Annotated in this window: 21 protein-coding genes and 1 pseudogene; 17 read left to right on the top strand and 5 right to left on the bottom strand. The window is 29.5% G+C overall.

Going from position 1 to position 25,534, the window contains the following annotated elements:
• On the bottom strand, positions 1 to 663 hold the full coding sequence (locus BTO04_RS00500; protein ID WP_087562625.1) for a class I SAM-dependent methyltransferase: 663 nt from the start codon (positions 661 to 663) through the stop codon (positions 1 to 3).
• A 137-nt stretch (positions 664 to 800) separates the two neighbouring features.
• Between BTO04_RS00500 and BTO04_RS00495 the strand changes: the two genes are divergently transcribed.
• Positions 801 to 3,278, top strand: coding sequence for a M14 family metallopeptidase (locus tag BTO04_RS00495; RefSeq protein ID WP_087562624.1), 2,478 nt, complete (start codon positions 801 to 803; stop codon positions 3,276 to 3,278).
• A 52-nt stretch (positions 3,279 to 3,330) separates the two neighbouring features.
• Here BTO04_RS00495 and rimO read toward each other — a convergent pair whose 3' ends face one another.
• Together rimO and BTO04_RS00485 are read right to left on the bottom strand one after the other, a co-directional pair.
• On the bottom strand, positions 3,331 to 4,689 hold the full coding sequence (gene rimO / locus BTO04_RS00490) for a 30S ribosomal protein S12 methylthiotransferase RimO (RefSeq protein WP_087562623.1): 1,359 nt from the start codon (positions 4,687 to 4,689) through the stop codon (positions 3,331 to 3,333).
• A gap of 124 nt (positions 4,690 to 4,813) precedes the next feature.
• Positions 4,814 to 6,457 (bottom strand): amidase family protein, encoded by a 1,644-nt coding sequence (locus tag BTO04_RS00485; protein ID WP_087562622.1) that lies wholly within the window; start codon positions 6,455 to 6,457, stop codon positions 4,814 to 4,816.
• A gap of 847 nt (positions 6,458 to 7,304) precedes the next feature.
• On the opposite strand from BTO04_RS00485, the gene BTO04_RS00480 reads away from it, so the two are divergent.
• The 16 genes and pseudogenes from BTO04_RS00480 to BTO04_RS00405 all read left to right on the top strand — a co-directional run.
• Positions 7,305 to 8,099, top strand: coding sequence for a carbonic anhydrase (locus BTO04_RS00480; protein ID WP_087562621.1), 795 nt, complete (start codon positions 7,305 to 7,307; stop codon positions 8,097 to 8,099).
• 161 nt (positions 8,100 to 8,260) lie between these two features.
• On the top strand, positions 8,261 to 8,686 hold the full coding sequence (locus BTO04_RS00475; RefSeq protein WP_087562620.1) for a hypothetical protein: 426 nt from the start codon (positions 8,261 to 8,263) through the stop codon (positions 8,684 to 8,686).
• 216 nt (positions 8,687 to 8,902) lie between these two features.
• Entirely contained in the window at positions 8,903 to 9,283 is a 381-nt protein-coding gene (locus tag BTO04_RS00470; protein ID WP_087562619.1) for a carbonic anhydrase family protein, read from the top strand.
• A 298-nt stretch (positions 9,284 to 9,581) separates the two neighbouring features.
• The gene (locus tag BTO04_RS00465; protein ID WP_087562618.1) at positions 9,582 to 11,681 is read left to right on the top strand and encodes an ATP-binding protein; all 2,100 of its coding nucleotides are present in this window, start codon (positions 9,582 to 9,584) and stop codon (positions 11,679 to 11,681) included.
• A gap of 161 nt (positions 11,682 to 11,842) precedes the next feature.
• The gene (locus tag BTO04_RS00460; RefSeq protein ID WP_087562617.1) at positions 11,843 to 12,634 is read left to right on the top strand and encodes a TIGR02391 family protein; all 792 of its coding nucleotides are present in this window, start codon (positions 11,843 to 11,845) and stop codon (positions 12,632 to 12,634) included.
• A gap of 11 nt (positions 12,635 to 12,645) precedes the next feature.
• Positions 12,646 to 12,906 (top strand): hypothetical protein, encoded by a 261-nt coding sequence (locus tag BTO04_RS00455; protein WP_087562616.1) that lies wholly within the window; start codon positions 12,646 to 12,648, stop codon positions 12,904 to 12,906.
• Positions 12,907 to 13,689: 783 nt separating this feature from the next.
• Positions 13,690 to 15,735 (top strand): hypothetical protein, encoded by a 2,046-nt coding sequence (locus BTO04_RS00450; protein WP_087562615.1) that lies wholly within the window; start codon positions 13,690 to 13,692, stop codon positions 15,733 to 15,735.
• Positions 15,732 to 16,073, top strand: a complete 342-nt coding sequence (locus BTO04_RS00445; RefSeq protein WP_087562614.1) for a hypothetical protein — start codon at positions 15,732 to 15,734, stop codon at positions 16,071 to 16,073. The genes BTO04_RS00450 and BTO04_RS00445 overlap by 4 nt, the downstream gene beginning before the upstream one ends.
• Positions 16,074 to 16,839: 766 nt before the next feature.
• Positions 16,840 to 17,367 (top strand): hypothetical protein, encoded by a 528-nt coding sequence (locus BTO04_RS00440; RefSeq protein WP_157662396.1) that lies wholly within the window; start codon positions 16,840 to 16,842, stop codon positions 17,365 to 17,367.
• A 150-nt stretch (positions 17,368 to 17,517) separates the two neighbouring features.
• Positions 17,518 to 18,027: a hypothetical protein gene (locus tag BTO04_RS00435; protein ID WP_157662395.1), complete on the top strand. Its 510-nt coding sequence runs from the start codon at positions 17,518 to 17,520 to the stop codon at positions 18,025 to 18,027.
• A gap of 20 nt (positions 18,028 to 18,047) precedes the next feature.
• Positions 18,048 to 18,515 (top strand): hypothetical protein, encoded by a 468-nt coding sequence (locus BTO04_RS00430; RefSeq protein WP_157662394.1) that lies wholly within the window; start codon positions 18,048 to 18,050, stop codon positions 18,513 to 18,515.
• Between the two features lie 191 nt (positions 18,516 to 18,706).
• Positions 18,707 to 20,233: a hypothetical protein gene (locus BTO04_RS00425; RefSeq protein ID WP_087562610.1), complete on the top strand. Its 1,527-nt coding sequence runs from the start codon at positions 18,707 to 18,709 to the stop codon at positions 20,231 to 20,233.
• Positions 20,205 to 20,900, top strand: a complete 696-nt coding sequence (locus BTO04_RS00420) for a hypothetical protein (protein WP_157662393.1) — start codon at positions 20,205 to 20,207, stop codon at positions 20,898 to 20,900. Before BTO04_RS00425 ends, BTO04_RS00420 begins: the two co-directional genes overlap by 29 nt.
• Positions 20,901 to 21,138: 238 nt before the next feature.
• The gene (locus tag BTO04_RS00415; protein WP_087562608.1) at positions 21,139 to 21,441 is read left to right on the top strand and encodes a hypothetical protein; all 303 of its coding nucleotides are present in this window, start codon (positions 21,139 to 21,141) and stop codon (positions 21,439 to 21,441) included.
• 456 nt (positions 21,442 to 21,897) lie between these two features.
• Positions 21,898 to 22,119, top strand: a complete 222-nt coding sequence (locus tag BTO04_RS00410) for a PLD nuclease N-terminal domain-containing protein (protein WP_087562607.1) — start codon at positions 21,898 to 21,900, stop codon at positions 22,117 to 22,119.
• 430 nt (positions 22,120 to 22,549) lie between these two features.
• A pseudogene (locus BTO04_RS00405) lies at positions 22,550 to 22,798 on the top strand (integrase core domain-containing protein); the annotation flags it as partial.
• Positions 22,799 to 23,954: 1,156 nt separating this feature from the next.
• Here the strand turns inward: BTO04_RS00405 and BTO04_RS00395 are convergent.
• Complete coding sequence (locus tag BTO04_RS00395) at positions 23,955 to 24,164, bottom strand: hypothetical protein (protein WP_087562604.1); 210 nt, start codon at positions 24,162 to 24,164, stop codon at positions 23,955 to 23,957.
• A gap of 39 nt (positions 24,165 to 24,203) precedes the next feature.
• Entirely contained in the window at positions 24,204 to 25,526 is a 1,323-nt protein-coding gene (locus tag BTO04_RS00390; RefSeq protein ID WP_157662392.1) for a hypothetical protein, read from the bottom strand.
• Positions 25,527 to 25,534 lie beyond the last annotated feature (8 nt).

Genomic DNA, 25,534 nt, shown 5'->3' with positions numbered 1-25,534 from the left:
TTAATTTTTTCTTTGAAACAGAGTGTAAATATAAGGTCTTTCTCCTCCAAAAGGATTCACAAAAGTGTAATTAAAACTTTTTATAAGTTTAAAATTAGCACCTAACTCTTTTTGTAACATTTCTACATCATACCTTTTAAGTGTTAAGCCACAACATTTTTCTGCTCCATCTTTTGAAAAAACAGCAATAATTACAAACCCATTTAGAGACATCACTTTTTTAAGTAAATTAAAATAAGCATCTATTTCTTCCTTTTTTTTGAAGAAATGCAATACAGCTCTATCATTCCATAAATCTATATTCTTTAGTTTATTTAATTTTAATGGATGTAATAAATCATCAACTACAAACTGAACATTATTATTATTCCCTATTCTTTTTTTTAAACTCTCTAAAGATTCTTCCGCTAAATCATTCGCAATAATATTAGAAAAACCTTCTTTTAATAAAGCATCTATTAACGTTGAAGAACCTGAACCAACATTTAAAATAGTTGCATTTTTTGGTAGTTTAGTTTCCTTAATTAGGGCTAACGTTTTTTCTGAGTTTCCTTCAAACCACCCCAATTTTTCTGGAGCATTATTTAAATATGCAGCATTCCAATGCGTTTTGTAATCTATTTTCTCTTTAGAAATTTTACGGTCTTCTTCGTTTGTAATCATAACTCAAAAATACTGTTTTTTTACGCTAAGTAGTAAAGACAAAACCAATCTAACAAAGTTTTAACATCATAAAGATTCAATCTAATGAAAAACAAAAAAATATATTCATTACTTTTGAATATCAAACTACATTTTTTATGAAAATTAAATTATTCTTACTCTTAACTGTACTTTCTTTTAGCAGTTATTATGCTCAAAAACTACAATCTCCTTCCGAATTTTTAGGGTATGAAATTGGTGCTCGTTTTACAAGACATCATAAAGTTGTAGATTATTTTAAATATGTTAGCAGCACATTATCTACTGTAAAATTAGAGAAATATGGAGAAACAAATGAACACAGACCTTTGTATGTAAGTTATATCTCTTCACAAGAAAATATTACTAATTTAGAGACTATTAGAAAAGCAAACCTTGCTCAAACAGGACTTATTTCTGGAAATTCAGATTCTAAAACTGCTATTGTTTGGTTAAGTTACAACGTTCATGGTAATGAAGCTTCAAGTACAGAAGCAGCGATGTTAACTTTGTATGAATTAGTTACAACAAAAAAAGCTTGGTTAGAAAATACGGTTGTCATTATAGATCCGTGTATAAATCCTGACGGAAGAGACCGTTATGTAAACTGGTTTAATCAAGTAAAAAGTACACCTTACAACATTAATCAAGAAGCAAAAGAACATTCAGAACCATGGCCTGGAGGAAGACCAAATCATTATTTATTCGATTTAAATAGAGACTGGGCTTGGGTAACACAAGTAGAATCTGTGCAGCGAATTGCTATTTACAATAAATGGATGCCACATATTCATGTAGATTTTCACGAACAATATATTAACAATCCGTATTATTTTGCACCAGCTGCAGCACCTTTTCATGAAATAATTTCTGATTGGCAACATGATTTTCAAACAGAAATAGGAAAAAATCACGCTAAATATTTCGACAAAGAAGGTTGGTTGTATTTTACAAAAGAAAGTTTCGATTTACTATATCCCAGTTATGGAGATACGTATCCAACTTTTATGGGCGCAATTGGTATGACCTACGAACAAGCGGGTCACGGAATGGCAGGTTTAGGTATTAAAACTGATGAAGGAGAAATTTTAACCTTAACAGACAGAGCAATACATCATACAACAACAGGTTTATCTACTGTAGAAATTTCTTCTAAAAATGCTTCAAAATTAAATACTGAATTCAGAAAATTCTTTGAGAACTCTAATTTCAAATACAAAAGTTTTGTACTAAAAAATGAGAATCAAGATAAAACAAACCGTTTAAAAAGATTGCTAGATACGCATGAAATTAGATATGAACAAGCTGAAAAAGGCACTACAAAAGGATATCATTTCAACACCCAAAAGGAAGGTAAATTTACGATCTCAGATAACGACTTGGTCATTCATACAGATCAGCCAAAAGGAAAAATGGTAAAAGTGTTGTTTGAGCCAATTACAAAACTTGTAGATTCTTTAACCTATGACATTACTGCTTGGTCTTTGCCATACGCACATGGTTTTGATGCAATTGCTTCTAAAACGAAAGTAAATTCCACTGTAAATACAAACTTCAAAAAAGTAACTAATACCATTGATAAAAATGCATACGCATACATTTCTAAATGGAACAGTTTAGAAGATGCTACTTTTTTAAGTGCTTTATTACAACATAATATTGTACCAAGGTTTACTGAAAAAGATTTTTCTGTTGAAGGAAAATCATTTAAAAAAGGAACGCTAATCATTTTAAGAAATGATAATAGAAACGATGCCTTTGATGCTAAAATAGTTGAAATCGCAAATAAACACCAACGTGAATTAACACCATCACCAACAGGCTTTGTAAGTTCTGGTGCAGATTTTGGTTCTTATTCTGTAAAACCAATCAACAAACAAAAAGTAGCTGTTTTATCTGGACAAGGAACTTCTTCTTTAAGTTTTGGTGAAATCTGGCACTTCTTTGAAACGCAATTACACTACCCAATTACAAACATAAATTCTGATGATTTTTCTTCTGTAGATTTTTCAAATTATGATGTTATTATTTTACCAAACGGTTATTACAGTAAAGTTTTAAATAAAAATACTTTAGAGAAACTAAAAAAATGGACGCGTTCTGGCGGAACTGTAATTGCTATTGGAGGCGCTTTAGAAAGTTTTGCTGATAAGGATGGATTTTCTTTAGAACAAAGAAAAGCAAAGAAAGATTCTATAAACGCAAACTTAGTTCCATATGCAGATACAGAGCGTAAAAGTGTAGCGAATTTAATTACAGGTAGTGTTTTTAAAAGTACGCTAGACACTACACACCCTTTGGCTTTTGGGTATGACAAAACCTATTTTTCATTAAAATTAAGCGGAACCTCTTACACGTATTTAAAAGAAGGGAACAATGTAGCTTATTTTGATAAAGCGGCTAAAAACGTTGCTGGTTATGCGGGTAGTAAAGCTGTAAAAAACATTCCAGAATCTTTGTTATTTGGTGAAGATCAAATAGGAAGTGGAAGTATCATTTATATGGTAGACAACCCGCTTTTTAGATCTTTTTGGGAGAACGGAAAGCTCTTTGTAGCAAATGCAGTTTTTCTCTTAAATTCTGATAAATTAAAGTAAATAACATTTCTATAAATAAAAAATTCCGCTCAAATGAGCGGAATTTTTTGTTTTAATTTTTACCTTTTTTTTGATTTAAAGGAATTGGTTTTTCTTGCTTCACAACTGGCGTTCCGTACAAATCGTAATCTCCAGCTTCGTGAATTTCTATGTCTATAAATTCACCTATTTTAATATAGTGTTCTTTAGCATCTACAATCACATCATTATCTACATCTGGCGAATCAGATTCTGTTCTTCCGTAAAAATATTCTCCGTCTTTTCTATCAAACAAACATCTAAATGTTTGTCCTATTTTTTGTTGATTCAATTCCCAAGAAATTTGAGACTGAACTTCCATAATTTCATTTAATCTTTTAAACTTTACCTCTGCAGGAACATCATCTTCTAACACATAAGCACCCGTATTTTCTTCATGAGAATACTCAAAAGCACCCAAACGCTCAAAACGCATTTCTTCTACCCAATCTTTTAATTCTTGAAACATTGCTTCTGTTTCTCCGGGGTATCCAACAATTAACGTAGTTCTAATTGCCATTTCTGGCACTGCTTCTCTAAACTTATGAATTAACGCAGTTGTTTTTTCATGCGTTGTACCACGTTTCATAGATTTTAACAACTCAGTATTTATGTGTTGTAAAGGAATATCTAAGTAATTACACACTTTAGGCTCGCGTTTCATCACGTCTAAAACATCCATAGGAAAACCTGATGGAAAAGCATAATGCATTCTAATCCATTCAATTCCCTCTACTTTTGCTAGTGCTTCTAGTAAATCTGCTAATGCACGTTTTTTATAAATATCTAATCCGTAATAGGTTAAATCTTGTGCAATTAACATTACTTCTTTAATTCCTTTTTCTGCTAATTTTGTAGCTTCAGTAATTATATCTTCAATGGGTGTAGAAACATGTTTTCCTCTCATTAAAGGAATTGCACAAAAAGAACAAGGTCTATCACATCCTTCTGCAATTTTTAAATAGGCATAATGTTTTGGCGTTGTAGTTAAACGCTCGCCAATTAATTCGTGTTTATAATCTGCTTCTAAAACCTTTAATAAATTAGGCAAATCATGTGTCCCAAAATATTGATCTACATTAGGTATCTGCTCTTCTAAATCGGGTTTATAACGCTCACTTAAACATCCAGTAACAAAAACTTTGTCTATTTCACCAGCTTCTTTTCTGTTTGCGTAGTGCAAAATAGTATCAATACTTTCTTCTTTTGCTTTCCCTATAAACCCACATGTATTTATAACAACAATATTTCCATCATCTTCAGGATCTTCATGAACAACGTCTTTGCCATTGGCTTTTAACTGTCCCATTAAAACTTCAGAGTCATAAATATTCTTTGAACAACCTAAAGTAACAACGTTAATCTTATTTTTTTTGATGGTTTTCGTGCGCATGTTTATAGCTTTTTGCCTTTCGCCATTTGGCTTTAAGCAGTAAATCTTTATAAGTTATATTTCAATTTTATTAAAAAATAAAATGAGTGCAAAAATAGTGATTTTTAAATGATTGGTATTACTTCTATTGATAGTTTTTAGGCATCCTTCTAATTTTTGTTAATTGCTCAAAAGCATACCCAATTTCTAATAATTTTCTTTCAGAGAAAGGAGCCCCAATAAATGTTAAGCTAATTGGCTCTCCAGACTCTTTATACCCCATAGGAACGGTAAATGTTGGGTGATTTGCAACTGCAGCAATTCCTGAATGGTAATTATTAATAGACAAAATAGCATCTAACTTTTCTTCTTCTAGCGGTTGTAAATATTTTTTCCCCTCTGAATTTAAATGTTGTTTTACAACCTCTAACTGTTTTAAAGTAGTAGTATCTTTTACAATTCCTTCAAATAATTGTTGCCCATAAGGAGCTCTTAAAAGAGAATCTTTTTTATTAAAAGCAATAATCTCTTTCACATTTTTTATATACAGAGATTTGTTTGCATTGTGCTTTAAATATTTTGGTAAATCATGTTTCATATCAATATTTAGTAACGTTATAAAACCTTTAAAAGAAATTTCTGATGGTGTAATTTCTACAACCTCTACTCCTACTTTTTTCAGTTTCTCTATACTAATTAAATAAATAGAATCTGTTAGTAATGGTTTTAAAACGCCCACCTTTTTTCCTTTAAACTTAGATCTAAAACCGTTTTGAACGTACTCTTCTTTTAAATTTTTAGAAGCACTATCAGTCTCATCAAAGCCTTTCATTGCATTTAATAAGATGGCAGTATCAACCACATTTTTAGTCATTGGTCCAGGCGTATCTAAAGTTGATGAAATTGGTACAATACCTGTTCTACTTAAAACACCAATTGTAGGTTTTAACCCCACAACTGAATTCTGACTTGATGGCGATGTAATTGAGCCCGAAGTTTCTGTGCCCACAGCCGCAACCGCATAATTTGCTGCCACGGCAACCGCACTTCCTGCTGAACTTCCTCCTGTTTCAAACATTTTTCTTCCATACGGATTTAAGGTTTGTCCGCCAATGGCAGAATACCCTAAAGGACAACCAGAACAGAAGAAATAAGCCCATTCACTTAAATTTACTTTCCCTAAAATTAAAGCGCCATTTTCTTTCAATTTATCAACAATAAAAGCATCTGTTTTAGTAAAATTTCTTTCTAAAGCAATTGCTCCTGCTGTAGTTGGCATTTCTTTGGTATTTATATTGTCTTTTAGTAAAATTGGCATTCCGTAAACGGAATAATCAGACGAAGGCAGTTCTAAATTTTTATCTTTTTCTCTTGCTTCTTTAACCACATTAGGGTTTAAAGCAATAATAGCATTTAAAGATTTGGTGCTATCACTTTCAAACTTTCTAATTCTATATAAGTAAAAGAGTGTTAGTTTCTCATACGTAAGCTTTCCTTCTTTAATACTTTTTTGAAGAGTGGGAATATCTTGCTCTAAAATTAAAGGCTTTAAATTTATATAATTTTCTTCTGAGAAATAAGCCAAATCTTCTTGAAATGGTTTAAAAACCTCATTCATATCTAAATATTTAGACTGAATTAATTTAAATTTCATCCTTTTTTTCTCATGATTCTGCTGTGTTTCTAACTCAGCAGTTTCATCGTATTTTTTAAAAATAAGTTTAGATTGTTGTTTTTTACAAGAAGTTATTAAAAAAATAAAGGTGAAAATAAAAATAAAATTTCTCATTAGAATACAAATTGGTTCGCGTTATATAAATAAATTTATCAAGAATAGATTCTCCAGTAATTAACTATTTTTCACCTCTTAATAAAAATTAAGTGTGAGGATATTTAGTAAACTCACTTAGTCCTTTATGTGCATAAAAAGAATTTAGCTTTAAATGTGTACTTAAAAATAATAAAGGCATTTTAAAAGTTTGGTATTCAAATATATAAAAAATAAAATGAGAACAATTTTAACAAGCCCAATTCTTAACATTAATGAGAGCAGCTATCAATTTTGAGCTGTCTAATTTTGATGCTGATTTATGCCAAAAACTGAACCTTTTAATGGATTAAAAAGGGGCTAAAAACCGAATAAAAAAACAAATTATAAAAAATTGACTTACAGGTAGTTACAAGTGCTTAAATTTCATACGTACGCAATAGACACTCCACCCTGATGCAATGTGAGTTGCATGCGTACGCAATAAAAGTTGCGTACGCATGCAATTTTGCTACTGTTAGAAAACTAGAAAAATTCCGCTTTTATTTGTGATTAAAATAAGAGCCATTAATGGCTTTATAATCATATATAAATGAAGCTAAATAGATGTTGTTCCCAGTAAAAAATTAGTAATTATTAGAATGTAAGAATTTGCTTAAAGTTGAAGCGGTGCATTTACCTAATTTTGATGCTGATTTATAAGGTAAAATTAATAACATAATTGACTAAAACCCTTTCTAAAAAACCTAATTTACAAATCATTAGAACACAGAAACCGTTTTCTAATATTCTTTAAAAGCATGATAAATATCAGAAAATAATTTTTAGTTTTTCACGTACTTTGTTGCTTTAATAAAACAAATAAACAATGAAAAAATTAGGGTTATTAATAGCTATAATTGTAGCAGTTACTAGTACTTCTTGTAAAAATAGCACTACAAAAAAAGAAAGTCATAACTCAGAAAAAAAAGTACATTGGACGTATGATGGAGAAACATCACCAGCACATTGGGCAGAAATTGAAAAAAACTCAGATTGCGATGGTAAAAAACAATCGCCAATTAATATTATAGATATTAATACAAAACCTACACAGCAAAAAGAAAACCCGCTAGCCATTTTATATTCTCCTACAACAGCAATAAGTATGGCAATAAATAATGGCCATTCCATTCAGTTTAATTTTGAAGTTGGAGATTCTATTCAATATCATGGAGCTACCTATCATTTATCTCAAATTCATTTTCATGAACCTTCAGAACACACTATAGACGGTATTAGATATCCGTTAGAAATTCACTTAGTACATAAAAGCAAACAAAACGGTTTTACTGTAATGAGTGTGTTGGCAAAAGAAGGACAAGAAAGTCAGTTATTTGAGTTTTTAGAAAGCTTTTTACCTATTGAAGCAGCTAAAACAAAAGAAATACACCAATCTTTAGATTTAACAACCTTGTTTCCTGAAAACAAAAATTTCTATTCTTATAATGGTTCTTTAACAACGCCTCCTTGTACAGAAAACGTAAACTGGATCATTTTTAAAGACCCAATTATTGTTTCTTTAGAGGAAGTTTTAAAATTAAAAAACAACATGCCGTTAGACAATTATAGAAATGAACAACCTATTAATGATAGAAGTGTTTCTTTAAATGTACATCATTAAAAAAACGGGTGTTTTATTTAGTAGAAAGAAATACCTTAATTATCTTCTGATATAAGTTACTTGTGCTGAACTTTATTCAGTATCAAACAACGTCATATCAATAGTAAGTTGTAAGTAATTATTTAGACATTATCATTCATAATAAAATTAAAATAAACGATATGAAAAAAATTCAGAGAAAAGAAAGATTTCTAATTATCGCAACAAGAATTTTATTGCTCTCCATACTGTTGATGATCATAGTTATTCCCGGAGTTTATGCTAAAACATTATCAAATGAAAACAATCTAGGTGCTGTAATTGGAATATCATTAGCAATTATAATTCGCGTAGTAATAATTATTTGGTACAAATTAATAATTAAAAAAATTAGAAGTGATGGCGAAAAAAGAAAAACAGGGTACATCGTCATCGGAATTCTTCTAATTATATTTGGATTAATCTATTTAGATGGTGCTTTTGCATTCCTAGATAATAAGGATATCCTTTACGTTTCCTATTTGATGTTTACAAGTGTTTTTTGCGACTTCATTGCCACTACACTAACTTTCATAGCACTCTTTTTAAAGTCTCAAAAAGTAAATTAAAACTATGAGATATTAAAAATAATTAAATACTAAAACGGTGCACAACAGTAACTATAATTAATTACGGCTGAATTTCCTATCAAAAATCCCTATGTATTGGCTAACTTTAGTTTACGACGGAATATTAGGTAAAAGCATTTAAAATCTTAGACAATAATTTTTAACGAAATGAATTCTAAAAGACGCAATAAATATCTTTGAAATTGGTCTTGGGGCTTGGCAATTAGAATAGAACGTTGGTTAGAGAAGCAAACAAACAGTTTTACAGTACTAAGTGTGTTGGCAAAAGAAGGACAAGAAAGTCAGTTATTTGAGTTTTTAGAAAGCTTTTTACCTATTGAAGCAGCTAAAACAAAAGAGATACACCAATCTTTAGATGTAACAACCTTGTTTCCTGAAAACAAAAATTTCTATTCTTATAATGGTTCTTTAACAATGCCTCCTTGTACAGAAAACGTAAACTGGATCATTTTTAAAGACCCAATTATTGTTTCTTTAGAGGAAGTTTTAAAATTAAAAAACAACATGCCGTTAGACAATTATAGCAATGAACAACCTATTAATGATAGCAGTATTTCTTTAAATGTACATCATTAAAAACAGGTATTAATACGGTATGTTTTCATACTTAAAGCGAGTAACTTGGTACATTAATTTTTTAAATATAATCAGCGCCATTTAAAACTCGAGCATATAGTACTCTGAAAAAAAATAAGACTATTTGCTTTAATAAAACAAATTGTTATAAAGTATAAAACTTCCGTTTATCCGGTCAAAAAAGAACGATAAGCGGACAAAAGTTCCGCATATAAACAAGTTGTGCTTCATGCGGAAAACCGAACAAACTACGACTGAAAACGATATAAATAGAATTGATTAATGAATCAAACAATAAATGGATAAAATAAAATTTTATATAACGAATAGATTCATTCTTCTATTAGCCAGTTCAGCATTATTTATATTAATTCATTACCTGCTTACTGACTCTATTTTACCTGACACTTCGACTAGGAACATTTGGTTTTATTCAGGACTCTTTATGTTATTTTTCTCAATTCTGTTTATTGAGCCTTATTATTCATCTCCAAAAAATGTAATTACAAATTCAATTCCTTTACTGCTTGTCTATATATCAATAAAAGAGTCATTTACTAATGATATTCTTTGGTACTCTACAATTTCTATAATCGGATTTTTAATTATCCTCTCTATTATAGCTATTACACTTAAAGCTGATAACGAAAGTCCCGATTCATTTAGAAACAAAATATCTAATAGCATCAAGAATATTACAGTATTTGTTGGACGAGGGAAAGTTATTTATTCTTTTGTTTTTATCTCTGTCCTCATCCTTTACAAGGCAGAGATTGTGGCAGAAGTAAGCGACAGTTATCTTTTTACAATGGTAATCCTATGGGGTCTTATTTTAATAATTGATTCTAAAGCACTTCATAATTCGTTTGTTAGGAAACAAAATAAAATCCAGTCAAATGCAATTGGAGAAATTTTTGGGGTTCAATCAAAGAAAATATTTTTAGTTAAGCTTTATGAGGATAGAAACAAAAGCATCAAACGATTTGATATTTTAAATTTCAAATATTCAATGCAGGACTCAGATGCTTATTCGATTTCTGGAATTGTATTCGACACTTATCTGTTAAATCAAGAAAAATGGATTAAGGTACTTCAGTTAGGAACTACCAAGAATGATTTATCAAATTTAAAGAGAAATGTAGTCTACAAAGTTAGTGAACCTAAAGAAATAGAGGAATTATCTATTTCACTTAAAATAAAAGATTTTGTTGGCGTGGTAATTGAAAAATCAACTATCGGTTCTATAAAATTTGAGTATTCAAAACAAACTGACGATATACAGGAAGGAGATTTATTGGAACTTTCAATAGGTAGTCGTAGACTATTTTATCAAGTTATAGCTGGAACAACAGAACTTGAAAAGTTAGAAAGTAAAAACGAGTCAGGATTTATTGAAGGGGAAGCAATTCAATTAGGAGAATGGCAAAATGACCTTCTTTCTTTCCAAAAGTTCGGATGGGTTCCATCAATAAATACTCCTATTTTTAAAGCTGATACAAGTAATACCAAGATTCCAGAATTTGAATATCCTGAATTTCAGTTAGGCACTATTCCCAACACAAATCTACCTTCAATCATCAACTTAAAAGAAGCAGTTAGCCATCATTTAGCGTTATTAGGAATTACAGGTTCTGGAAAGTCATTCCTAGCAAGAGAAATAATTAAATCATTGAAAACAGATACAAATGTAATTTGTATTGATTTTACAGGTGAATATAAGACTGACTTAGAAGGTTTAAATCCAATTGAATTAATAAAAGTAAATGGATTAACTTCTCTCGAAGAGAAATTTGCGGAAAAACATGAAAAGGCTTTAAACCGTAGACCCGCAGAAGAACTTGCATTAAAGAAAAAGATTCAAAGTCAACTTGACGACTATGTAAAAGATTTTATTGAAGGAGACGAAAACCTTGGGTTATTTGAACTACCTGCATTATCGAACACTTCGTTCATATTAGAGTTTACTCAATTTTTTATTGAGAGTGTTTTTAATTACGCAAAAGCAAATAAAGGTAGTCGGATGTGTTTGGTATTAGAAGAAGCACACACTATAGTTCCAGAGACAAATTTTTTAGGAGATTTGGGAGATTATGGTAGCTCTAAGGCGCTAGTAAATAAAATGTCTCAAATTGCATTACAAGGAAGAAAGTATGGCGTTGGTTTAATGGTTATCGCTCAAAGAACAGCTAATGTTTCAAAGACAGTACTTACTCAATGTAATTCAATTATTTGTTTTCAAGCTTTTGACGAAACTAGTTTTACTTTTTTAGGCAATTATATTGGTAAAGATTTGGTGCAAGCATTGCCTAATTTGAAACGTTATCATGCAATAGTTACAGGAAAAGCGATACGTTCAAACTTACCAATGATAGTAAATCTAGAAAGAGAAATTGAATAAAAAAGCACGAAAGCACAACAATGTATAAAAATAATAGTGGGTTTATTGCTAAAACGAAAGTAAGAAAATATAAAAAAGATCTGTGTTTAACAGAAAAGTTAGTGCAAGAAAATCCACTACTATTCTTATACTAGACCGTTGTAGCCAATTTAAACAAACCGATGGGAGTTAAAACATATCCAGCAATTGAAGGAAGTATTTTAGAAGGTTTAAGCCGAATTTTGGGAGATACACATTATGGTTTAACTGGAACTGAAATCGGTAAATTCCTTCCCGAAGTTGGAATTAAAGATGTTGACCTAACAAACACAAAATGGAAAAGAATTTATAATGCTTTCGTAGCATATCAAAATGAAAAGAGGATTTCAAATAATATTTTGAAATTTATTGTTAAGTCAATCAGTCCTGCTCGATATTTAGGAAAAAATGAACAATTTGAGCATATAAGAGAGGAATTAAATAAACGCCTTTCATTTATTGGATTGGAATATAAAGCAAATGGAAAATTTACAAGTGCGACAAAATCGAACACTATTTCGGAAGCAGAACAAAAAGCAAATCGATTAAAAAGTAAACTTGAAAATAGAAACGCTCATTCAGAAATATTTAAATATTGTAAAGCGGAATTACTCGTTGAAAACTACTTTCATACAGTCTTTGAAGCAGTCAAAAGTGTAGCTGACAAAATCCGACAAAAAACTGGATTGACTGGTGATGGAGCGGAATTAGTTGAAAAAGCATTTTCAATAAAAAGTCCTTTAATTACTATAAATGACTTATCGACTGAAACCAAAGAAAGTGAACATAAAGGATTTGCAAATTTAATAAAAGGTGTGTTTGGAATGTTTCGGAATACAATAGCACACGCACCAAAAATAACTTGGGAAATTAATGAACAAGATGCTTTAGATATTTTATCGACTATTTCATTAATTCACAGAAAATTAGAATAAACCTATATATTATGATTGAGTTAAACCCATTAGTATCAATATCTAAAGAAGTAAGAGCTTGGTTTGAAACCAATAAGAATGTTGAAAACCAAAAGAAGAACGAAATGAAGCTTGCTATAAAAGTACTTAGTAAAGCTATTTTAGAAACAAAATCGTACGTTCGAAATGGATTCGAAAATCGAATTCCAGAAAGAGAGAATGAACTCAGGGAACTTTGGAATAATGCTCATATTGAACTACGACAAATAGATGCTAACTTAAGCCGTATATAATTTATTGCTGGCTTATTGCCTACTTACGAAAGTCCTCGCGGACTTTCTTGGTTGGTAATTATTTACTAAATTAGTTGCTTGAAACACGCAACATTTCATATACATAAACGTTATGCCACATAATGACCCGTCCTGAAAAAAGGGATGACCTTTTAAAATATTAAAACTGAAACCTAAGTAAAATTAAAATGAGACGAATAATTAAGTTCGTTTTGGTTTCTATCCGTTTTTTTTATAATCACTATTCTTAACGTACATTTAATCTCACAAGACTTCTTCTTTAAATATTGTTATTACCTTTTTTTGGTTAACTGAAAACAGTGAGAAAACTAACGGTTTTCAGTGAGGAAAAAATCTCACTGTTTTCAGGGATTGACATGTTGTTGTTTTTGCTTTATGTTTGTAAAATGATTACAATGTTGGCCATAGAGCTATGAATGACTTAAAAGAAATTATTAAAATAACAACTTACTAAATGCTTTAAAAAATGATAAATATTATACTATTTATAGTTATGTTAATTTTAAAATGAAAGAATTATAGTTAAATCAGATGAAAAAAAGTACAGGCAAAAGAGAGCTGCAAAAAATGCTTAAATAATTTTTATAACATTTAGCCGTAATTGAGAACAAAATAACCTTAAACAATATTATGACGTATATCAACAATACGCATATACAATTGTTGTGGTTTATATGGCTCGTCAAACAGCTAAATTGATTACCTAAAATTACAGCTTGTTTAAACTAAAAAATTGAATATTAATTACTAAGTTTAAACATTATGAAAAAGAAAAAAAACAAATTATATAACTTCTTAAAAACTGGAATTCTATTCTTAGGAATTTCTTTATTACTATGGAGTTGTGAAAAAGATGAATTTATAAGACCAGAAAATAATAGTGAATTTAAAATAGTAGACAAAAAATTTAAAGAATTTCTTCATAAAACAAAATTTGTTAGAGCATTAGAAGAAATAAAGCCATCAAAAACAAAACAATTAGCAAAATCAAATGAAGATTTATATAACTTTACTATTGATTCTACAAATGTTAGAGAAATAAATATTGGTAATCAAACTTCTTATACTTTTTTAATAAAAAGAGAAAAAAAAGATTCTACTTCTTTTGAGAATATTTTTATAAAAATAGATTCTTTAAATAATACAAAAGCATTTCTTATTAAATATTTACCGAAAGAAAGTGTTATATTTTTTAAAAATCATAATTCCTTAAACTTTAAAGGAAATGTTCAGATTACTAAATTAAATATAAAAAAGTTAGGTTTTTTAGCAAAAGAAGTATGTATACCAACGGCTACAACTTATTGTAGTAACTTAGGAAAAGATCCCGATGGAACTGTATATAATAATATTCATCTTGCAAATGGCACATGTACTTATCAAGATTATTTATTTACTGTTTATAGGAATGTTTGTTTTGATGATGGAACTGGTAGTGGTGGTGGTGAGTTACTTGATTTTGATTATGAAAATGATACCCCTTCTACAGGTGGAGCCACAGATGTTGGAGGAGTTAATTTATCTCCTATAACAGAGCCTTCAGATGCAATTTTAATTGCTAAAAGAATTGCAGGTATATTAAGACTTAATATTACCGAAAGAGATTGGTTAAATAAGCAAAACGAAATTATTATCTTTGATTTTGAAAGGTTTTTAGATGAAAATAATACAAGTGTTGAATCTAAAAATTTTGTTAAAGGACAAATAGAATTAGAAATATTAACACAAAACATTCCTTGGAGAGCAAGTATAGGAATTGTTGCTGGTTTAAAACATACCCACGTTTACCATGATAAAAATAAATCATATTATAAATTAGATGATGGTTCTACACTTATAGCAACATCTTTTGAACAAAAACTATCTAAATCTGGTGATTTAACAGATAAATATAGAGATAATTCAGGGATTTCTCTTAATGAAAGCTATTACTATATAAAGTTAGCAGGAGATATCACTTGGGCAGAAATGTTATTCAATCCAGATAATTTAGCAGATGGTTTAAAAAACCTTTTTAAACTTGCTGGCATAGATTTAGGAAAAAATATCGGAAGATATGTTTTACCTATAGAAGATATAATGATATTGATTAATGGAAAAGATTTTGATGGTCAAGAAGTTTCTCGTTTAAAAGCGGCTGGATTTTTATTATTAGCAATTGTTCCTGGAAGTAAAACTCTGAAAATTGTTGGAAAAGTTACTGATGCTGTTTTTGTTGCTGTAAGATTAGGAGGTGGCACATTGCTTATTGATACGATTAAATATGGGTTAAAAGTAGTTACAGATAATAATTTTATAAAAATTTTAAGTAGAACAACAGGTGATGAAATTGCAAGAATTGTAAATGGAATAATGACATTTAAATATGCTGGTTTTGTTAGTAATATTATAACTAATGCTAATAAAACGACAACTCTTATTGGAAAGTGGGGAAATCAACTTGAAAATATTTGGAAAACAGGATTAGCAAAACACGGAAAAAACACAGGTGGTTTAAATATTTTAGGAGAACCTTATGGCAATAGTATTGCGGAAATATGGGCGAATAACAAAAAATGGTTAGACCTTGCTATTTCTAGAGGCGATAACATTAGAGTTACTGCTAATCCACTTGATATTAATAATGTGTTTCATATTAAAACAGGTATTGACCCTTCAAAATTTTCGAATATAAACTCTCTTAAAGATTATTTACTTGGTTTAAGTTCTACTAGAGTTGAACAATTAGGCTACTATGGTCTAGAAATAAGGCATTTATTTCAAAATGGATATAATTTTGATAGTGTAACTAAACAATTTATAAAATGATACGATTTGACGGATATTATATTTTTGAACCAGTTTTATATCAAGAAAGAAAAGAGCACCCCCCCAATTATTTGAATATGGCTTATTCATTTAATAAAAATGGAATTGTTAGATACACTAATAAATGGTCTACTGAAAAAAGTGAAATTCTTTTTACAGAAAAAGATTTTAATGACAATTCTGACAAGAATTGTTACAAGATAAATGGTCAGGAAATCTATTTTATAGATAACTGTAAAAAAAATGAATATAAATTTTTTTATGATATAATTTCAGAAAATGAAATAAAATACAGGGAATCGGGAGATATAATGAAATTTGTACCTTGGAAAAAATAACAATACAAACCACAACACCGTGTAAAAAAAAATGCTGGTAAAAGCCAATTTACGAAAGTCCTCGCAGACTTTCTATTTGGCTTTTATTTGCTAACTTCAATATTTAAAAAACGCAACTTTTCTTACACATCAACGTTATGCCACATATTGACCCGTCCTAAAAAAAGAGATGACCTTTTAAAATATTAAAACTGAGACCTAAGTAAAATTAAAATGAGACGAATAATTAAGTTCGTTTTGGTTTCTATCCGTTTTTTTTATAATCACTATTCTTAACGTACATTTAATCTCACAAGACTTCTTCTTTAAATATTGTTATTACCTTTTTTTGGTTAACTGAAAACAGTGAGAAAACTAACGGTTTTCAGTGAGGAAAAAATCTCACTGTTTTCAGGGATTGACATGTTGTTGTTTTTGCTTTATGTTTGTAAAATGATTACAATGTTGGCCATAGAGCTATGAATGACTTAAAAGAAATTATTAAAATAACAACTTACTAAATGCTTTAAAAAATGATAAATATTATACTATTTATAGTTATGTTAATTTTAAAATGAAAGAATTATAGTTAAATCAGATGAAAAAAAGTACGGGCAAAAGAGAGCTGCAAAAAATGATTAAATAATTTTTATAACATTTAGCCGTAATTGAGAACAAAACAACCTTAAACCATATATGACGTATATCAACAATACGCATATACAATTGTTGGGCATAATTTAAACGAATGAACTTAAATCGAATTTTTAGTTTAATTTTTACACTTGTGATTTTGACAAGTTGCGCAGACGATTATGAAAATCGGAAATTTCAGGAATCTGATAAGAAAAAACTGATTTTACAAGAAAATATTCTTTCCAACGAATACCTGAAAACAGCTGAATACAAAAACCATATTTATTCAAAAGCATTTGACACTATAAGTTTGGAAACAAAATATGAATATGAATCAGAACTTTGGAAAAAGAATAGAATTATTGGCGGATTTGTTGCCTCAACTTATGTTTATCCAAAATCTGAATTAAAAAATATGAATGAATATTTTATGAGTTATATAGCAGGTCATAATTTTGAGGAATTTATTTCACCGAATTTCAAATATGAAAGAACTTACGAATTTAAACTACCTTATGAAAAATACCGAATTTACAAAATGATTGCAAATGACACTTTGAATATGGGGTTTGCCTTTAATATTTTGAAAGAGAACAAAATAATATTCACTTCTATTGTAACAAATGAAAATCCTGAATTAAAAATTGAGGAATTAATTAATAAAGTGAGTAAAATATAAAAAACTATGCCCAACACCGTATAAAAAAAATTGCTAGTAAAAGCCAATTTACGAAAGCCCTCGCGGACTTTCTATCTGTGTTTATTTACTAACTTTAGTCCTTTAAATACGCAACTTTCCTTATACAAAAACGTTGTGCAACATATGAAAATGAAGTTTACAATTAACATATTATTTCTATTCATCTTTACGTTTTCATTTTCACAAAATGAAATTACGTATGAAAAAACTCTTTCTGATATTAAAAGCTCTTCAAAAATTTTAACTACTACATTAATAATTCCAGATGTTGAATTTTACATTGGAATATTTACGACAGATTGGATAGTTGAGGATTTAACAGAAGAACAATGTGGAGACATTAAAACTGATTCGTTAAAGAACTCAAAAATCATTAAAATTCTTGAATCAAAAAAACTGTTAGAAAAGTTATATGTAGAAATGGAAAACAATAATTATGAAAGTATAAACTCATCTGAAAAATTTGAATGGAAAGACGCAAAACTTGTAATTAATATGAATTTCTCGGACGAATCTGATGTATTCAATCAAGTATATATCCCAATAATGAATAAAAAGAAAGCGAAAGAATTGATCAAATCAATTAGTCCAATATTTGAATCTGACTTTTGTTTTAAAAAATTAAAAAGGAAATTATAAATACGTAGTAAAACATAATCATGAAAACGAAAATAATCAAAATATTGACTTTTTTATTTACAATTATTTTGTTTTTAAGTTGCAATGGAATAAAAGAGAAAAAGAATATTTATGGAAACTGGTATTCAAGTAATTCTGAAAAACTTGAAGACAATACAATTGACTATACAGAAGTTTTTATAAAAAATGACACTGTTCATATTTGCTCTGAATATATATTAAGAATGTTACCGAGAAAAATGATTTTAAAAAACGACTCTTTATTTTTTCACTCAAAAACCGACTCAAATTTTGTTGGAAATATTTTAAAGCAATCAAAAAATAGTTTTGACTTAGGAATAGATAGTAAAAATAAAAGAACCTATTATAAATTGGAAAGTGTTAAGAATCTTGAAAGTCTAATCAATGGAGAGATAACGGAAAAAGATTATCAAGATGAATTTATAAAACGAATGAATATTAGATATAATAAATTGAAAAATGAATAAAAATACGTTGCACAACACCGTGTATAATTCATTGCTAGTACTCGCCTACTTACGAAAATCCTCGCGGATTTTCTATTCAGTTTGTATTTAATAAATTAGGTGTTTAATCAACGCAAAAAATCATACACAAAACCGTTATGGTTTATATGAATGACCAATAATCATTCTAATAATTTAAAATAACGTATATTATGAAAAGTAAAAAAAACAAATTAACGAACCTTTTAAAAACCGGAATTTTATTCTTTACCATCTCTCTTCTGTTTTGGAATTGTAATGATGAAAGTATCAATGAATTTAATGAAAATGTTGCTGTAGAGCAAGTAAGTAATTTTCAACCTATAGAAATAGATGAAGCTAAAAGTTTTATGAACAACCTTATCTCTAAAAATAAAAAACAACTACGAAAAGGTGGATTTTCGGTTACTATAGACGAAAACTCTTTAAGTTTTAAAGAAGTAAAAAAAACAAATCTAACAGTTCCCACATTTTCTGCATCTGTAAAACCGAATATCAGCTCAAAAGTTTTTATGGTAAAAAAACAAGACAGCATTTACACTTGTTTATATAACTATATCCCTTTTGAAAACGAAGATTCTAGTCTTAACGTTTTATCAGGTAAAATAATTATATCAACTATTGACGGCGCGTTTATAAATGGATATAAAGTTTTAGATGGTGTATTTGTTTCTCAATATAAGCAGAAAACTGAAAGTGAAACCGCTTCTAAAACTTTTAGAAAGGATGCAGAACCCGATGACGATTATTGGTGGGATTTAGGTAGTTTAGATGAAATTAGTATTACATCAACAGGAGCAGGTGGTGGTGGTTATATATTTATATATTCAAATCCTGTGTCTTCTCAAGGGTGGATGAATTTGAATTTATCTGGGAATACTTCATCTGGTGGTGGAGGTAGTTCTAATGGTGGTAATGGAGGAAATTCTAACAGTGGAGAAATGCCCTTATTCCCTTGTGATAACCCTACTCCTAATGGTTGCGAAGAAGAGGAAGAGGACCAAATCTTTAATGAACTTACTGACCCTTGTGCTAAAGATATTTTCACAGAATTAGAAAATGGTGTTTTTGAAGACCATCCTTTAAAACCAGAAGTACAAGTAACAGTAAGTAATCCTCTTACACTAAATTTTTCTGAATCAATTTTAAAGTTGTTTAATGATAGTGATTATACACATTTAATAATTCAAAATGGAAATGCAGGAAACTCAAATGCATTTACGGTAGGTGCGACTATAACCATTGGAGATACTTATTTAGAAAATGCTACCCAATTGTCTATAGCTAGAACTATGATACATGAATCGGTGCATGCGTATTTAAATGGGATTTATTATAGTTATCCAGACTTCGAAAATAAACCTTTTAAAGATAAAATGAGAAAATATGCACAAGATAATGGGTTTACAGATATGAATACATTTAATCACAATTTTATGGGACAATACATAGATGCAATGGCTTATTCTTTATACGATTGGGACAAAGAATATGGAACTGGAGGTAATTTAGGTTGGGAATATTATAAATCTATGGTTTATTCAGGGATGTTTCAAGTTGACCCAAGTGGAAATATTGCTACAGAAATAGATACTTTTAAAGAGTTAGTTCCCAACGCAAGTGATAGACAGGCTATAGCAGATATAATAATGAACGAACAAAATGGAAATAATGATGCACAAGGAACAAAATGTGATTAAAATTTTATTAACAGTAGTTGTTTTCTGTTTATCAAGTAATCTTTACTGCCAAAAAAAAATTATTGGAAGATACAGTAGTTTAATGGCTTATCAAGAACATTATAACTACTTTGATTTTAATGAGAATGGAATATTTGAATATCATTCAGGAGCGAGTTTAGGAGATGATGAGTACGGCAAAGGTCAGTACACAATTAAAAATGACAGTTTAATTTTAAATTATAATTTAACAGAGTTAAAATATGAAAGTTATTTTAAAGCAAAAAAATATTATAACTCGAAAGATTCAATAAAGGTAAACATGAAAGTTTATAACTTTAACATAGAACCGCTAGACAATATAATGGTTTATTCGTTTCCTAATTATAAATCTACAGAATCTAATAAACAGGGAAAAACATTTTTAAAATTTAAAAAAGGTTCACATAAAGACAAAATTAAGCTTCATATAGAAGGAGCCTTTTGGGCAAAGCAAGTTTTATATTTAGACGGAGATTCTAATTATAATTTAGAAATTTTTATGAATAAATCTGATATTATTGGTTTTGGTCATCCAAGAGCGATAAAAAATCAAATTATAAAATATAAAATAGTTGAGCAAACAGATGATTTTATAAAACTTAAGAAAAATAGTGGAATTATTAAGCTAGTTAAACAATCTGAATAAAATACAAACCACAACACGTTATATAAAAAATAGCAGTTAAGTGCAAACTACAAAGTTTGTGCTTTTCTACTATTTTTATTTTTAAACTGAAAGTAATTACCTTTTTACTCTGCTACTTTTCATATAACAACCGTACTGGAGCTTCAAATCTAAAACACGTTATAGTTCTCCTCTTTTTCTATCTAAAGATATTTAATACAAACTAAAGAAACACGTTGGCAACTATAAAAATTGAAAAATGGAATTAAAATTTGAAATTGGACAAAAAGAGAAAACTGAATTAATTATAAAGCGAAATTCGTTTAATGGAAAATTCACATACTCTGAAAATGGAATACAACAAGAATTACGAAGTTCTTTAAAGATTGGAACTCACATAAATTTGAAACTAACCAATAATTATGAATTTGAAGTTGGAAATAAAGAAAAACATAAAATTGAAATTAAACACAAAAGACCTTTATTCCTTGCAGGATTTAGACCACAATACTTTGAAATAAAAATTAATAATAAACTTGAAAAAAAATATAAAGGATACTAATTTTTGTAAATAATAATTTGGGTTTGGTAAATCATCCAACTCTTGAGAAAATAAAAAAAAAGTATTCTTAAAATAAAATGTTGAAAAATATTTTTGGAAAAATGAAAAAGAAGGAATAGAAAAAATTACAGTTGCCAACACCTTGTATAAAAAATTGCTGTGTTTAGCTTAATTTAAAACTTGTTGCTTTTTTGCCAACTTCTGAATTTCCGCCGGAAATTCCTCGTTCACAAAAACTAAACTTCCCATACACAAAACCGTTGGCTTTAATGCCCTACAAATAAAAATTGAAACAAAAATATTAATTTAAAAAGCAGAGAAAGATAAATTATTTAGAAATCGCATTATCCGGGAGAACAATGATGTTACTTGGAGTGCTTTCAATGGTTACTATTATTTTGATAGCAATTTTGGGAGCAAAAAAATATAATACTAAAATAAATAAATTAGAAAAAGATGACATATTTAGGAATGATTGGACCTTGGCAGATAATACTATTAGCATTTGTTTTACTTGGAATTATCCCAACAATAATAGCACTGATTGATCTCTTAAAAAGTAAATTCAATGGAAATGATAAAATTGTTTGGGTTTTAGTGGTACTATTTTTTAATTTGTTTGGAGCAATTTTATATTTTGTAATTGGACGAAAACAGAAAGTAGAAAGTAGAAAGTAAAAAGTAAACTAAGCAAAGAATAACAACGGATTTTGAGCAATAATTACGTATTGATTCTTCTGTATTTCAGAGTAAATCAAATTGAGTGATTGAGATAAGAAAGACAAATTACAAATTGCCTTCTACTCTATCGGATTAGAAATTAAGTTTGATTGATTGGTGTAATGATTGTAAAAGCACTCAAAGCCAACAATGGGTAAAAAATTGCTGCATTTAATGATTAGAATAATCCGACAAAAATTGAAACAATATAACATACATCGGGAAACTACGTTCTACCTACCGCAACTTTCCTTACCCTAAACCGTTGGCAACTATAATGACCCGTCCTGAATAAAGGCTACATAATTTTAAACATTATGTACAGAAATGACAAAGTAATTAGACGTTACAGCGAACCTTTTAAATTAAAAATTTTAGCCGAACTTAGTATTGGCAAATACTCAAAATAAAAAAGATTGATATAAGTATGACTGAGGAAAATCATTGCTACGAAAATGCAATGGCCGAAAGAGTTAACGGGATACTAAAAGACGAGTTTTATTTCGATCAAATCTTTGCAAACATAGCCCACGCCAAAAGAGCGGCAAAAAGTGCCATTAAATTATGTAATGAGGTAAGATTACACTTATCTTTAGACTTTAAAACACCAAATAGGGTATATCAATTATCAGCGTAAATTCAATTTTAACCTTTAGCCGTATTTCAGGACAAGACATTGAATGTATGTACTTTCCTGAAATAGGTTAACCTTTTCTTTATTCTCATAATTCCTTTTCTTATAACCAAATATCTAACGCTTATAGTGTTTTTCTATTAGTAGAGTGTATTGCCCCGCAACTGCCACTTGAAGGATTTGGAAATGTGTCTTGAAATTTCCCACTTCTATCAAATCATTGTATATTACTGTTTCTTATGCATTGAAAATAATTATTGTAAAAGTGCCCTATAATGAGAGAAGTATCTACAGTAACGTTCCATTTGTTATCGTAAATCGAGTTTGCGTTATGATCTTGACATAGGATAAGATCGTTAGTTAATTTAATTCTGTCAAAAACCTTATCAATTACTCGCATAAGTCACTTTGTATTTACCGTTATTTGATCGGTTATGAGAGCTAGTTGTTCTTATTACAACCGTTTGACCGAACCTCCAATAACATAAACCATGTATTTTAAAGAACCTGTATTTGGTAGGGTAGGATGCGGATCGAAATGAACGGTGAACCCCGATGTATTTTCTTTAATGCTTGAGGAATAAACATATGCTTTAGGTAAGCCAAGTAAACTTAAATCCCGTTTTTCTTTGATGACAGGAAAGGCATTTCGGAAGGCATCTATATCCCCTTCTTTGTGGTAAATTTGTCTGATTGGGAATTGGCAAATTTCCAGGTGCATTAACTGACCGCTACTACTTGTAATTATAAGTGTAATCTTATATCTATTCCCTCTATCCAAAGAGACAGTGCTTTTCTTATTTCGCTTAAAAGATCGTTTGGTGAGTTAATCCTTGTTTCGAGCCCACGACTTCTGATTTATTCATAAAAGTAAAAGCCTCTATCTCTCCAGATCTTATTCAGCATATTTTCCCATTGATTATTGGTGACTTGCGTCCACAAATTGTCTATTATTACCTAATAAGACAAAACGGCTGTTGTAAATTCATAAGTTCTAGTCGTTAAATGCGTCTTCAATTCCAATTACATTTACACCAAAAATTTTCCGATTACTGATATTAGATTTGATGGTAATTGTAAAATTATCTCCGGAATCATAATTGTTATACATAAGTTTAATCCTTAATTTTTTCAATTATTGGAATCCGGGTCAAACGTACTAAATGCTATCTGGCTTTGGAATATCAGTTGCATCTCCCCAAGCTCTCTCTAGCTGTGCAGATGCCCATTTATTGCTTGAATCAGGCTTGCCAATATTTACAGATTTTTCTCCGTTTCGAATATTGTAATTTCCGTTTTTAAGTTGTACCAGTGTCCCTCCATATTGAGTGATATAGGTTTCTAAATCTTTCTTTTTTACTTTTGACATATTTTCAGGGTTTTAAATTGTTAAAAAAAACATATTGGTTTATGATGATATGCAATTCCAGCCATTGCCAGAATTCTCTATATAATTGCTTACTTTTCTTGAGTATACCCCTACCAAATTGGGTGTTTTTAGCTGTTGTGTATCCAAAACTATAGTGTTGGTTTTGGGAACTGGGGTAATGTTAAAATTTTGCTGCTTCCCTTGCGGAAATATACCTATGGAACCCAGAGAAAGTTCAAAACCCTCCTTTTTTTTAGTTTTTGCAAGAGCATCGTTAAACGTATCGAATCCACCTTTGGTAAACTCTATTTTGATTTGTACATTATAAGCGAGTATTATTGAAGTTGGTATATTTTCAAGGATACCGTCTACACCAAAATATTTTGGAGAGGATGATATTAATTCATATCCATTCTGTAAGAAGAACTCAGGATGAAACCATTCGATAGGATATAAGTCTGCTTTATCTAACCCTGAAAATTTAGCTTCAATTTGATATGTCTCCATAGTAATCCGCTCGCCCTTAGTCTTTCGCCTGAATGACTGTGATGATTCTGAGGTATCGTAATTGATATACATTGGCTCTTCACTTGAAGCCTTTATAACACAAGGGAAAATATTATTATTTGCATTATAGATCCATTCATCATAGAGACCTGCAGGAACATTCGCTCCGAATTTAGCGGAATAAGTACAATCTTTTTTAGGAGGATCAGAATTGACTTTCATATTGTACGAATTAAGATGTTCAATATTTCTTGCGCCTGTTATAAAACTTACCTCTGACATCGCTTCACTCAATGTTGGTAATTGAATAGATTGGGCTAAACTAGAAAATGCAGATCTTTTAACTATCGGTTTATAATTCTTAAGTACGTTATAAACCGCATTTTCCCACTGTTCTATATTCTGAACTAGGTTTTGATTTTGAACCTTAAAATCGTTTGACCTAGAGGAACTAGAACCAGGTTTTTTGAATATTGATTTGTCTGAAGATATATTTTTAAGTTCTATAAATGCTTTTTCAGAAGCCACTTTTTCCAATACCGCTTTTTGATAGCTTTCTTTCACATCAGAAGGCAAATCTGTTGGGATTAAATTATTCAAAAACAAGCTATAACTAGTTATTAAATCGCCATTGGGTATATAGGATAGATTATCTTCAGGTAGTGAATTTCCAATATCAAATATTTCTTGATTTACGATCGGCTTTTGATCATTGAGTAAATTGACATTCATTAAAAATCCACTTTGAGCTAAATCATATGCGTCCATATTGACATCTTCCAATTTTAGAAAGTCTATAATTCCAGAATATAATTGATCCATTGATTTTTTGGTGAAACTATTTGATGCTGGCATAATTTGAT

Origin of the sequence: Polaribacter sp. SA4-10 (genome assembly GCF_002163835.1) — a bacterium.
In the GTDB taxonomy this organism is placed as follows: domain Bacteria; phylum Bacteroidota; class Bacteroidia; order Flavobacteriales; family Flavobacteriaceae; genus Polaribacter.
The sequence above is the reverse complement of the archived record's forward strand: the minus strand, read 5'-3'. Positions and strand labels throughout refer to the sequence as shown.

What these genes read in the sequence shown, in the direction of transcription:
- BTO04_RS00420 (WP_157662393.1), top strand. Translation starts at nt 20,205, where the DNA reads ATGATGCACAAGGAACAAAATGTGATTAAAATTTTATTAACAGTAGTT.
- BTO04_RS00480 (WP_087562621.1), top strand. Translation starts at nt 7,305, where the DNA reads ATGAAAAAATTAGGGTTATTAATAGCTATAATTGTAGCAGTTACTAGT.
- BTO04_RS00455 (WP_087562616.1), top strand. Translation starts at nt 12,646, where the DNA reads ATGATTGAGTTAAACCCATTAGTATCAATATCTAAAGAAGTAAGAGCT.
- BTO04_RS00495 (WP_087562624.1), top strand. Translation starts at nt 801, where the DNA reads ATGAAAATTAAATTATTCTTACTCTTAACTGTACTTTCTTTTAGCAGT.
- BTO04_RS00460 (WP_087562617.1), top strand. Translation starts at nt 11,843, where the DNA reads ATGGGAGTTAAAACATATCCAGCAATTGAAGGAAGTATTTTAGAAGGT.
- rimO (WP_087562623.1), bottom strand. Translation starts at nt 4,689, where the DNA reads ATGCGCACGAAAACCATCAAAAAAAATAAGATTAACGTTGTTACTTTA.
- BTO04_RS00445 (WP_087562614.1), top strand. Translation starts at nt 15,732, where the DNA reads ATGATACGATTTGACGGATATTATATTTTTGAACCAGTTTTATATCAA.
- BTO04_RS00450 (WP_087562615.1), top strand. Translation starts at nt 13,690, where the DNA reads ATGAAAAAGAAAAAAAACAAATTATATAACTTCTTAAAAACTGGAATT.
- BTO04_RS00485 (WP_087562622.1), bottom strand. Translation starts at nt 6,457, where the DNA reads ATGAGAAATTTTATTTTTATTTTCACCTTTATTTTTTTAATAACTTCT.
- BTO04_RS00465 (WP_087562618.1), top strand. Translation starts at nt 9,582, where the DNA reads ATGGATAAAATAAAATTTTATATAACGAATAGATTCATTCTTCTATTA.
- BTO04_RS00500 (WP_087562625.1), bottom strand. Translation starts at nt 663, where the DNA reads ATGATTACAAACGAAGAAGACCGTAAAATTTCTAAAGAGAAAATAGAT.
- BTO04_RS00425 (WP_087562610.1), top strand. Translation starts at nt 18,707, where the DNA reads ATGAAAAGTAAAAAAAACAAATTAACGAACCTTTTAAAAACCGGAATT.
- BTO04_RS00390 (WP_157662392.1), bottom strand. Translation starts at nt 25,526, where the DNA reads ATGCCAGCATCAAATAGTTTCACCAAAAAATCAATGGATCAATTATAT.
- BTO04_RS00395 (WP_087562604.1), bottom strand. Translation starts at nt 24,164, where the DNA reads ATGTCAAAAGTAAAAAAGAAAGATTTAGAAACCTATATCACTCAATAT.
- BTO04_RS00435 (WP_157662395.1), top strand. Translation starts at nt 17,518, where the DNA reads ATGAAGTTTACAATTAACATATTATTTCTATTCATCTTTACGTTTTCA.
- BTO04_RS00415 (WP_087562608.1), top strand. Translation starts at nt 21,139, where the DNA reads ATGGAATTAAAATTTGAAATTGGACAAAAAGAGAAAACTGAATTAATT.
- BTO04_RS00475 (WP_087562620.1), top strand. Translation starts at nt 8,261, where the DNA reads ATGAAAAAAATTCAGAGAAAAGAAAGATTTCTAATTATCGCAACAAGA.
- BTO04_RS00410 (WP_087562607.1), top strand. Translation starts at nt 21,898, where the DNA reads ATGACATATTTAGGAATGATTGGACCTTGGCAGATAATACTATTAGCA.
- BTO04_RS00430 (WP_157662394.1), top strand. Translation starts at nt 18,048, where the DNA reads ATGAAAACGAAAATAATCAAAATATTGACTTTTTTATTTACAATTATT.